Below are 11,035 nucleotides of genomic sequence, written 5' to 3'. Positions count from 1 at the left end.
GTGTCGGTCATGGACTGGTCCTTTCAAAGAGGTTGCGGGGCGACGGGCAAGCGCCGCCCCGCGTTCGGGGAGAGGCATATCAGAGTCGGGCGTCAGCCCATGTCTTCCAGTTCACGGCCCCGCGTCTCCTTCACCCAGGCCTGGACCAGGAAGAAGGAGATCAGTGCGCTGGCCGAATAGAAACCATAGGTCACGACCAACCCCAGAGTGGCCGCCATCCACGGGAAGCTGACGGCGATGGCGAAGTTGGCGATCCACTGGGCGAAGCCGGCGACAGCCAGGGCGGAACCGCGCATCTGGTTGGGGAACATCTCGCCCAGCATGACCCACATGACCGGCCCCCAACTGAGGTTGAAGAAGACCACATAGGCGTTGGCCGAAATCAACGCGGTCAGACCGGTCTGGTCGTCAAGGTGCAACGCCCCGTCGACCATGGCGGCCTTGGAGAAGCACCAGGCAAGAACGCCCAGCGTAATAAACATCCCGATCGAACCGATCAGCAGCAGCGGCTTGCGGCCGATCTTGTCGATCACCGCCACGACGCCGAGGCAGGCCGCGATCGACAGGACACCGGACAGGATGTTGATCTGAAGGGCGTCGTTCTCGGAAAATCCGACCGACTGCCACAGGACCGCGCCGTAGTAGAAGACGATGTTGATGCCGACCAGTTGCTGGAACACCGCCAGGATCAAGCCGGCCCAGACGATGGGGCGCACCTTGCGGGTGAGCGGGTCCAGCAGGTCAGCGAACCGGGGCTTGTGGTCGGCGGTCAACGAAGCTCGGATTTCGGCGACCTTGCGGGCGCCCGCGCCCTGACCGAACAGCCTGGACAGCACGGCTTCGGCCTGGGCGTCCCTCTTCTTGACGACGAGGTAGCGGGGGCTTTCCGGGATGGCCAGCAGCGCCACCAAGTAGATAGCGGCGGGAACGACCTGCAACCAGAACATCCAGCGCCAAGCCGGGTAACCCAGCCAGAACTCCGCCGTAGAACCGCCCGCCGTCTTGGCCAGGGCGTAGTTGGCGACGAAAGCTCCTGTCAGGCCGGTGATGATCATGATCTGCTGAACCGAGGACAGCCGCCCCCGGATCGACGCCGGGGTGACTTCCGAAATATAGGCCGGCGACAGGACCGAGGCCGCGCCGACACCCAGGCCACCGATAAAGCGGGCTAGGATGAAGTGGGCCGAGCTGTCCGCCGCCCCGGCCCAGATGGCCGAGATGATGAACATCACTGCGGCGATCTGCATCACAGTTCGGCGACCGACGGCGTCGGCCAGGCGTCCCGCGGCGAAGGCCCCGAAGGCGCAGCCCAGCAGGATGGCCCCGACGTTGAAGCCTGTGCCCAGGGCCGACAGGTTGAAGGCCGCTTCCAGCCCGTCCTGCGTGCCGTTGATGACCCCGGAATCATAGCCGAACATGAAGCCGCCGATGGTGGCGACGGCCACGATCAGGGCGATAAAGGCCATGTTGACCCTGTCGTTCCCCGCGATATCCGGGCCAGAAGTCCCTGTTGGTCCCGCCATTCTCGTCCCTCCCCAGGTCCGTGATGTTGACCGCCCGTCGTTGATCGCGGGCGGCGGTGATTTAGATTTGCGTCAGCGCCAGCCCGCGTCCACGAAATACTCATGTCCGGTGATGAAGCGCGCGTCGTCAGAGGCCAGGAACAGGGCGAGGGCCGCCACGTCGCGTGGCTCGATGCGGCCTTTCAGACACTGGGCGGCAACGATCTCGGCCTCGCCTTCGGGCGTGTACCACTTCATCTGACGCGGGGTTTTGACGTTGCCCGGCACGATGCAGGCCACCCGCACCCCGTCGGCGCCCAGCTCGCGCGCGAGAGCCCGCGTCATGCCCTCGATACCGGCCTTGGCGGTCTCGTAGATCGACAGGTCGGGCAGGCCCAGATGCCAGCTGATGGAGCCGAGGTTCAGGATCACCCCCCGTCCCTGCGCACGCATGGCCGGCGCCACGGACTGGGCTGCGAAATAAAGATGACGCAGGTTCACCGCGATGCGGTCATCCCAATAGGCGGGCGTGACCTCGGCCAAGGCGTGGCGGTCGTCGCTGGCGGCGTTGTTGATCAGAACGTCGATGGAGCCGTGCCGGGCGATGATCCCGGCCAAGGCCGCCTGTAGCACCTCAATCCGGGCCAGGTCGCAGGTTTCAAAAGCCGGCGCCGGGTCGAGATGCGCCAGCGATGTCTCAAGCGCGCTGGAGTCCGCCTCGGCGATGTCGAAGAAGACCACCCGCGCGCCTTGCTTCGCGAAGGCCTCGACCAAGCCTGCGCCGATGCCCGAGCCGCCGCCAGTAACGACGACCAGACGGCCTTTTAGCGAAGGATAGAGCGCGCCGCTCATGCCGCGCCCCCCAGCAGACCGCGCCCAGCCAGATTGCGCATCAAGCCGCCGACGCCCAACGCCCATGGCGGCGCCTGATCGCAGGTCGCGACGATGTTTTCGAGGACGCCCAGCCTGTCGGAAGACACGCGCACCCGGTCGCCGACACGGTGCGTGAAGCCCTTGCCTGCTTCACCGCGATCTTCGACCGGCGCGAACATGGTGCCCAGATAGAGGGCGAAACCATCAGGATACTGATGCGCGCTCAAGGTCTGCGCCACTAGGTCTTCGGGGTCGCGGCTGATCAGCCGCATCGAGCTCTCGCCCGTCATGACGAAGCCGTCGCCCCCTTTGACCTCGAGCCGCACCGTCGCCGCGCGCACGTCGTCCATGGTGAAGTTCGCATCAAACAGGCGGATGAAGGGACCAATGGCAGCCGAGGCGTTGTTGTCCTTGGCCTTGCCCAGCAGAAGCGCCGAACGCCCCTCGATATCGCGGAGGTTGACGTCATTGCCCAGGCTGGCGCCGACCGGCTGACCAACAGGATCGCAGACGATCACCACCTCCGGTTCCGGGTTGTTCCAATCCGAATCGGCGCGCACCCCGACCGCCGCGCCCGCCCCGACCGAGGCCAGCACCGGGGCCTTGGTGAAGATCTCGGCATAGGGGCCGATGGCGACTTCCAGATACTGTGACCACAGCCCGTCGGCGATCAGTTGCGCCTTGACGGCCTCGGCCTGAATCGAGCCGGGCTTCAGATCCTTCAGCTCGCCGCCGATGCGGTCCAGCAGGCCCTGGCGGATGGCGTTGGCGGCGGTGGCGTCGCCGCGCGCGCGCTCCTCGATCACCCGCTCCAGCGCCGAGACCGCGAAGGTCACGCCCGAGGCCTTGATGCATTGCAGATCCAGCGGCGACAGCAGGGCCAGCCCCTCATCGCCCCATGCAGTGGCGACCTTCAGGTCCTCGACCGCGCCCAGATCACGGCCCTCGGCGACGGCCAGATCAGGTCGCGCAAGCGCTTGGCCTGACGTCGGCGCAAAGCTGGAAATGTCGAACACCCGGCCGTCACGCAACAAGACCGGCGTCGGTCCGTCGGCGGTCTCGATCCGGCCCAGCAGCACGGACTCGCGCCAGTCGCGCGGCAAAATGGCGATCATTTCCAAGGCGTAGCTCCCACACGATCTAACGTCGTGTTAGCGCTAACATTCCTGACTTGAAAATCGATGTCAACGGGGTGAGGCCGTGCTCTCCCGTTCGATCAGGCGATGCTCAACGAACTCCGTATCGATCTCTTCCTTTCCCGCCAGCCGCATAGCGGCGCGGCGGGCCATCTCGGCGACGGGCTGGCGGATGGTGGTCAGGGCGGGCCAGACGCTGGCGGCCAGATAGGTGTCATCAAACCCGGCCACCGAAACGTCGCCCGGCGTTTGCAGTCCCACGGCGTGGACGGCCGCCAGAGCCCCGGCGGCCATATCGTCATTGCCCGCGAACAAAGCCGTTGGACGTGGGTGCATCGCCAACAGCCGTCGCGCCGCTTCGAAGCCGGAGCGGTAGGTGAAGTCGCCGGCCTCGACTAACAAATCGGTTTCCGACGCCGCTGCGACGGCTGCCTGCGCGCCCCGACGCCGGTCAGCGCTGGCGCTCTGGTCCGCACGCCCCTCGATCAGACCGATACGACGGTGCCCGAGATCGATCAGCCGTCGCGTCATCTCGGCCGCAGCGCTGAAATCGTCCACCCGCAAGGCTTCGAACAGCCCCTCCACAGGGGGCGCGGCCAACAGGATGCCCTTGATCCCCGCCGCCCGTATGGCGTTCAGGGTCGCCGCGGACTCGCCCAGCGGCGGCGGCACGATCAGGCCCTGCGCCCCGCCGGCAGCCAAGCGCCGCACGGCCTCGGCCTCCTGCGCCGGATCGCCCGCATGGGAGGGCTCGATCATCAACAAGAGCCCCGCCGCCCGCGCGCCCGCCAAAGCGCCCGATAGGACCTCCGCCAGATAGGCGTTGCTCGGGTTGGCGTAGAGCAACCCGATCCGCCCTCCGCCTCCGCGCGCCAGAATGCGCGCCGCCGGATCGGGCACATAGCCTGCCGCGTCGATCACCGCCTGTACCCGCTCGCGCGTCGCTGCGCTGACCCGCGCGCCGCCATTGATGACGCGCGACACCGTCATGGGCGACACCCCCGCCAGTCGGGCGACGTCGTCGATGGTCGGGTTGCGGTCGTCTGCGATCATGGCCGCCACTGGTTGCGGCAAGCGCCGCCGCCGTCAAGGCGCAGGCGCGATCCACAAGGCAAGGGGCCGCCCCGCAAGCTCAGGCGGCGGGGCCAGATGGGTAGCATCGCCAAGCGCGACCCTGTCGACCACAACCCCTTCGGCGATCCACCTCATGGCTCGCCCCGCCGCGAGCGGCCGCACCAGTTCCATCGCCGCGCCGTCGAGGTTGTAGATGAGCGCCGCATCATTGCCCCCCTCCGATGCCCAAGCCGTGCTGCTGGGCGCCAGCAGATCCACACTCGGCCTTAAACTCGCCCGCGCCGCGGCCGGCGCTGCGGCCTCGATCGCTCGACTCAGCTCCGAGAAGGCGTCGTCGGCGTCCAGCACGACGAGATCGCTGCGGCGGTCGCGATACTCGCGGTAGGCCCGGTAGCGCATGGCAGGAGTCGAGCGCCAAAGGGCCCGGCGCGCCTCACCCGCGTCGATGCCCCCTGTCAGGTCCTGTGGTCGAGCGATGGCGTCCACCTGTTCACGCGGGGCCTTGTCCAGGCCGCCGCGCACCGCGAACAGCGTGCCGTCCGGCCGATAGGTCCAGTGATGGAAGCCCACCGCATCCACAGTTCGTCCGCGTATTGGATCATCCAGAATCACGTCCATCTGATCCTTTGGCACCTCCAGCGCCACGCGCACATCCGCCCCCGTTTCGGCCTCCCAGGCCGCGATTTCGTCCAACCAGAACTGCACAAAGCTCAGCGGGCCGGTGTATTCGGGATCAAGGCCGATCACGACATTGTCCCTCCCCTTCAAAGTCTCCAGCGTATGTCGGATGTAGAGGCGATGCAGATCGCGCCGCACTGGGTTGGACACGTCCCAGAAGACCTCTGCCGCCGGGACTTCGTTCGGCATCCCTGTCGCCTGGAGGGTGTTGACCGGTCGCCAGGGGAAATCGACGTAGTGAGACCGGCTCTCCAGCAGCCAATGCTGCAGATAGAACTTGTGATACAGCACCACGCCCTGCTGTTCGGCCAGATCGGCGAAGCGGGCGATACGGTTGAAAAACCAGGGATTGAAGCGTTCCAGGTCGAACTTGCTGAGACCGTCCCAGGCCCGGCCCTGCCCGCTGCGCGCCCAGGGCAGTTCCATGAACGGTCCCCAGACCTCGCCGTCGCGCTGATCCGGAGAACCGTAGAAGTCATGGTCAACGCGGCGGCGATCATACCAGAGGCCATAGTTGTGATGCACCACGTCGCCAGTCTTCAGTCCTGCGGCGAAGGCGTTCAGGTCGTCGGTCAGCCCCTGACCTTCCAGGCCCGGCGCGAAGCGCGTGATGAAGGGGCCGGACGCTTCGGCCAGGGCCGGGACCATCTGGGCCTGGAAGAAGGCGAAGCCGATACGGCGTCGCCAGGCGGGCTGGCCGTCGATTACGAACCATCCGTCCGCCACCGTCAGGGGATGACTGGCGACCGGACGCGCCGTCGCCTGCCGCCACGCCTTGACCTCATCGTCGGTCAGAAGCGAGGCGCGGGGCGCCTCAGTGGGAAACACGGCCGGGGCCAATGCCGCCAGACCAGCCTCGCCCAACCGGCGTTCCAACTGCATTCGATAGAGACTGGCGGGCTCCTGCGGCTGGGCGCGGTGGAAGTCCCGGCCAGGCATGACGCGCGCGTCCTCCAGCACCCCGTCGCCGATGCGTTCACCGCGACAGCCCACGGCGACATTGGCCGCGCCAGGCGGATTGCGCACCTCGACGACCGTCGCCTCGCAGTTCCACAGGACTGAGTTGGCCGCCGACCAGCCGACGCCCTGCCCGTCCCGGCCCCGGTTGGTCAGGGTCAAGCCTCCGCCACGCACCTTGACCCCGTCGAACAGGGCGCCGGTGGCCCAGCTTTCCTGCGTCCCGCTGTCGCGGTGCGAGTCCGTGGCGGTGCAGTCGAGAAAGACATTGGGACCGGCGGCCGCATGGCCGACGGCGAAGTCGTGGATCCCGTCGCTGCTGGCGCAACGCTGGAACAGGGTCTGCTGGCCCGCCGTGTAGAAGGTGCGGCGGCGCAGCCCCCCGATCTCAGACACGGGCCGGCTGGCGTTCACGTCCTGCGCGGTGACGCGACGGCTGTCAGGGCCCAGGTCTATGGCAGAGCCGACGAAGCCCTCGAAGGCGATGTTTCGCAGCCAGACATCCTCGGCGCGATCCACGGCGATTCCGGTCCAGCTGTGGTCCTCGTCGGCAGGCCGCCTCGGATCATGGCGAGAAACCAGACGAAGGTTCTCGACCCCTACCTCGCCGATGCGCGACACTGACGGAGCGCGCCGCATCGCGGCGCCGTCGCCCGCAGCCAGCGCCATGGTCAGAGGCGCGTCCAGGACGATTATCCCTCGCTCCACAGCAACAATGCGCCGGTCCCAGACCACGTCTCGCGATCCTGGCCTCCAGTTCAAACGGGACTCGGGCCGCCAGCCAACGAAGGCGTCCATGCCCAAGGCGGCGATCCATTTGGCGGTGCTGGGACGACGGATGGTCACCGCGTCGCCCGGCTCCAGACCCTCGGTCGTCTCCAACGTCAGACGCACGGCGCCGACGGGGCTGTCGCCGAGAACGGGAATGTCAGCGCCGAGAGGTTCGGGCGCAGGCACGCGCGAACCAATGGCGATCAATGGCCGTCGGTCCACGCCCGTCGCCACGATGGTTGTCGCCTGCCCTTCTGCGCCGCGCAAAGCCACCCCGCCTACATCGAGCCGTATCCGGCCTTCGACCTGAAACTCGCCCGCCCCCAGAAAGACCGCGCCTCGTCGCCCCTCGGCGTCCGGCGTCGTCTTCGACACACGATCTATCGCCGCCAGGATGCGGGCGGTGTCGTCGCCCTCGCCCGGCTCTACCCGGATCACAACCGGCAGAACCGGCGCCGCCGCGCCTCCGCCGCGATAGCCCGCGTGAGAGAAATCGATGGGCGGGGTCAGGGCGACGAAGTCGGGCGCGGTCTGGGCGCGCGCCGACCCAACCACCGATGCTGCGACGATCAGCCCTGCGATCCAGAACCGCACCATGTCTCACTCCCCCTAGGCACCAGCTAAAAAGTATTATTATATTAGCTGATGAGTCCAGCGGTTGCGGCGCCAGCCGCGCCGTCGCCGGAAAGGCCGGGCCGAGGCAGGGAGACTTTTTTCGGATGCTGACCCGACGCGCCTGTCTGGCCGCCGCCGCCGCGACGCCGATTCTGGCCGCTGCACCCTCCTTGGCGGCTACGGATGTCGAGGCGGCGCGTGACGCCATGCGTCGCGCGACCCGCTTCATGACCGAAAAGGCGGCGGTGAACGGCGGCTACGTCTGGTCCTACCTGCCCGACTTCTCGCGGCGCTGGGGCGAGATGGAGGCCTGGCCCAGCATGATCTGGACCCAAGCGCCTGGCACGCCCGAAATGGGCCAGATCTTCCTCGACGCCTGGCGCGCCACGGGCGAGGCGCAGTTCCTGAACGCCGCCGTCGCGGCCGCCGAGGCCTTGATGAGGGGCCAGCACTCCAGCGGGGGCTGGAACTATGTCATCGACTTCGATGGTGAGGATTCGCTGCGCCGCTGGTACGATACCATTGGCAACAACGGCTGGCGGCTGGAGGAATTCCAGCACTACTACGGCAACGCCACCTTCGACGACCACGCCACAGTTGAATGCGGGCGCTTCCTGCTGCGACTGGCCCGGGAGACCGGCCTGCCGCACGTCCGCGCCGCCGTGGACCGGACTATCGCCTTTGTGCTGAACAGCCAGTTGCCCAGCGGCGGCTGGCCTCAGCGCTGGCCCCGCGCGGGCGAGTTCAGCAACCACGGCCGCCCCGACTACACTGGCTTGATCACCCTCAATGACGAGGTGATGGACGAGAACATCGACTTCCTTCTGCTGGTCCAGCAGCAGTGGGCGCGCCCGGATGTCGAACCCGCTATCCGTCGCGCCATGGCTTGCTATCGCGACCTCCAGCAACCCGCGCCGACGCCCGGCTGGGCGCTGCAGTACACCGCCGACTTCAGGCCCGCCTGGGGCCGAACCTATGAACCAGCAGCTGTCTCGCCGCATGTCACCGCCGTCGCGATCGAACGGATGCTGGACTTCTATCGCCTGACTGGCGACCGCAGCTTCCTGGCCAGGCTGGACGAGGCGCTGGATTGGCTAGCGCGGGTCGAAGCCCCTGCCTCCGCCCATCATGAGGGCCGCAACCATTTCCGCTTCGTCGAACCGGGCACCAACCGATTCATCGCCGTCCATCGCCGTGGGTCGAACGCGCAGAATGGCGAATACTTCGTCGACTACGACATGACTGGCCAGCGTGCTGAGAAGCACATCAACCTGGCCCGTATCCGCCGCAGCGTCGAAGAGGTCGTCGCCCTGTCGCCGGAAGAGGCCGTGCGCCGCTCCTCCCTGATGGGGCGCGGCCCCAGCCTGCTGCCGGACTATGTCATCACGCGCGCCCAGGGCGGTTCCGACCTCAACGTCACCACCTCGCGCCCAGGAATGACACCGGTTACATTGCTGATCGAGGGGCTGAGTTCGGAGGGGTATTGGCCGGTGGAATTGCGCACGACCAGCCATGCCTATCGCGGCGACGGCCCGGCCATGCCGCCGCCCGGCTTCGTTGATCGCGGTCAGGTCGGGGACGAGTGGGACACCTCGCCCTTCACCGAGGCCAGCGGCCCGATGGGGATCTCCGCCGGCGTCTACATCAACAACATGGCGCGACTGATCGCCCACGTGCGCGAGGCACGGCCAGCGTGAAGCGGCGCCCGTCATCACCCTCATCCCCGCGTCTTGAACTCATTCAGTTCGCGTAATGCATAAGAGAAAAGAGGAACCGCCCATGTCCCCTATCAATCGTCGCGCCGCCCTGAGCGGCCTGTTGGGCGGCGTCGCCGCATCGGCCCTGCCGGTCGGAGCCGTCTTCGCCCAGACCAACGAGGAAGCCGCGCCGCTGGGTCGCGAGTGGGCCGGGATGAAGTGGCGTCGCGGCATTGAGGGCCAGCGCATGGCCGACCTGGGCGACGGCACCTTCCTGAATCCCATCATGTCGGGCGACCACCCGGACCCGTCGATCCTCAAGGACGGCGACGACTACTACATGACCTTCTCGTCGTTCGAGTCGGTGCCCGGCATTCACATCTGGCACTCGCGCGATCTGGTGAACTGGCGGCCCGTCACCGCAGCCCTGACGACCAACATCGGCTCGGTCTGGGCGCCCGAACTGATCAAGCACGAAGGCCGTTTCTACTGCTACATCCCGGCGCGCTTCCCGAACTACCGGTCCAACTACGTCATCTGGGCCGACAAGATCGAAGGGCCGTGGAGCGAGCCGATCGACCTGAAGATCCCCGGGAACATCGACCCTGGCCACATCGTCGGCGAGGACGGCAAGCGCTACCTGTTCCTGAACGGCGGCGACCGGGTGCGGCTGACCGACGACGGCCTGGCCACCGACGGTCCGCTGGAGCAGGTCTATGACGCCTGGCGCTATCCCGAGGACTGGATTGTCGAGGGCCACGCCCAGGAAGGCCCCAAGCTGCTTAAGCACGGCGACTACTTCTACATGATCACCGCCATCGGCGGCACGGCGGGCCCGCCGACCGGCCACATGGTCATCGCCGCCCGCTCCAAGTCGATCCACGGTCCGTGGGAAGAGTGCCCACACAACCCGATCGTGCGCACCCGCAGCGGCGCCGAGAAATGGTGGTCGCGCGGTCACGCCACCCTGGTCGAAGGCCCGACCGACGGTGACTGGTGGATGGTCTATCACGGCTACGAGAACGCCTACTGGAGCCTGGGCCGCCAGACCCTGCTGGACCCGATCGAGTGGACCGACGACGGCTGGTTCCGCGCCAAGGGCGGCGACCTGTCCAAACCCATCGCCATGCCGCGCGGCGGTCAGGCCGTGCCGCACGGCATGGCCCTGTCGGACGACTTCACCACCGACAAGTTCGGCATCCAGTGGAGCTTCTACGACCCGCAGCCGAACGAGAAGGACCGCCTGCGTCGCGAGAACGGCGTCCTGCACATGAAGGCCAAGGGCAAGGCGCCGGTCGATTGCTCGCCTCTGACCTTCGTCCAAGGCGAGCAGGCCTATCAGATCGAGTGCGAGATCGAGATCGACCCCGGCGCCGTGGCCGGGCTGATCCTGTTCTACGACCGCGCCCTCTATGCTGGCCTTGGCTTCGACCCCACGCGCTACGTCACCCACCAATACGGGATCGAACGCGGACGGCCCGCAAACCCGCATGGCCAGCGAATGTTCATGCGCCTGACCAACGCCTACCAGAACGTCTACTTCGACACCTCGGCCGATGGGGTGAACTGGAAGCGTTTCGACCGGGGTATGGAGGTGTCGGGCTACAACCAGAACGTCCGTGGCGGCTTCATGATGCTGCGTCCGGGCATCTACGCCGCCGGCGAAGGCGAGGCGCGGTTCAAGAACTTCAAATTCCGCGCTCTGTAGTGTGGAAGGGGGCGGAGCCGTCGC

7 protein-coding genes are annotated in these 11,035 nt (G+C 67.0%); 2 read left to right on the top strand and 5 right to left on the bottom strand.

Going from position 1 to position 11,035, the window contains the following annotated elements; genetic code table 11:
- Nucleotides 1-92: 92 nt before the first annotated feature.
- From B4A39_RS10725 to B4A39_RS10705, 5 genes are all read right to left on the bottom strand, one after another.
- Complete coding sequence (locus tag B4A39_RS10725; RefSeq protein WP_292036453.1) at nucleotides 93-1,523, bottom strand: sugar porter family MFS transporter; 1,431 nt, start codon at nucleotides 1,521-1,523, stop codon at nucleotides 93-95.
- 72 nt (nucleotides 1,524-1,595) lie between these two features.
- Complete coding sequence (locus B4A39_RS10720; protein WP_292036452.1) at nucleotides 1,596-2,354, bottom strand: SDR family NAD(P)-dependent oxidoreductase; 759 nt, start codon at nucleotides 2,352-2,354, stop codon at nucleotides 1,596-1,598.
- Nucleotides 2,351-3,496 carry a fumarylacetoacetate hydrolase family protein gene (locus tag B4A39_RS10715; RefSeq protein WP_409449590.1) on the bottom strand — a complete coding sequence of 382 codons (1,146 nt, stop codon included), beginning with the start codon at nucleotides 3,494-3,496 and terminating at the stop codon, nucleotides 2,351-2,353. Before B4A39_RS10715 ends, B4A39_RS10720 begins: the two co-directional genes overlap by 4 nt.
- A 63-nt stretch (nucleotides 3,497-3,559) precedes the next feature.
- Entirely contained in the window at nucleotides 3,560-4,564 is a 1,005-nt protein-coding gene (locus B4A39_RS10710) for a LacI family DNA-binding transcriptional regulator (protein ID WP_292036450.1), read from the bottom strand.
- Between the two features lie 33 nt (nucleotides 4,565-4,597).
- Entirely contained in the window at nucleotides 4,598-7,588 is a 2,991-nt protein-coding gene (locus B4A39_RS10705; protein ID WP_292036449.1) for a DUF6298 domain-containing protein, read from the bottom strand.
- A 122-nt stretch (nucleotides 7,589-7,710) separates the two neighbouring features.
- Here B4A39_RS10705 and B4A39_RS10700 point away from each other — a divergent pair, with 122 nt between their 5' ends.
- Both B4A39_RS10700 and B4A39_RS10695 read left to right on the top strand, forming a co-directional pair.
- The gene (locus B4A39_RS10700) at nucleotides 7,711-9,303 is read left to right on the top strand and encodes a pectate lyase (RefSeq protein WP_292036447.1); all 1,593 of its coding nucleotides are present in this window, start codon (nucleotides 7,711-7,713) and stop codon (nucleotides 9,301-9,303) included.
- Between the two features lie 82 nt (nucleotides 9,304-9,385).
- Nucleotides 9,386-11,011 (top strand): family 43 glycosylhydrolase, encoded by a 1,626-nt coding sequence (locus tag B4A39_RS10695; RefSeq protein WP_292036446.1) that lies wholly within the window; start codon nucleotides 9,386-9,388, stop codon nucleotides 11,009-11,011.
- The last annotated feature ends 24 nt before the right edge of the window (nucleotides 11,012-11,035 follow it).

Source organism: Brevundimonas sp. UBA4553 (assembly GCF_002387245.1).
Taxonomy (GTDB): Bacteria; Pseudomonadota; Alphaproteobacteria; order Caulobacterales; family Caulobacteraceae; genus Brevundimonas.
This window is presented reverse-complemented; position numbering and strand designations above follow the sequence as displayed.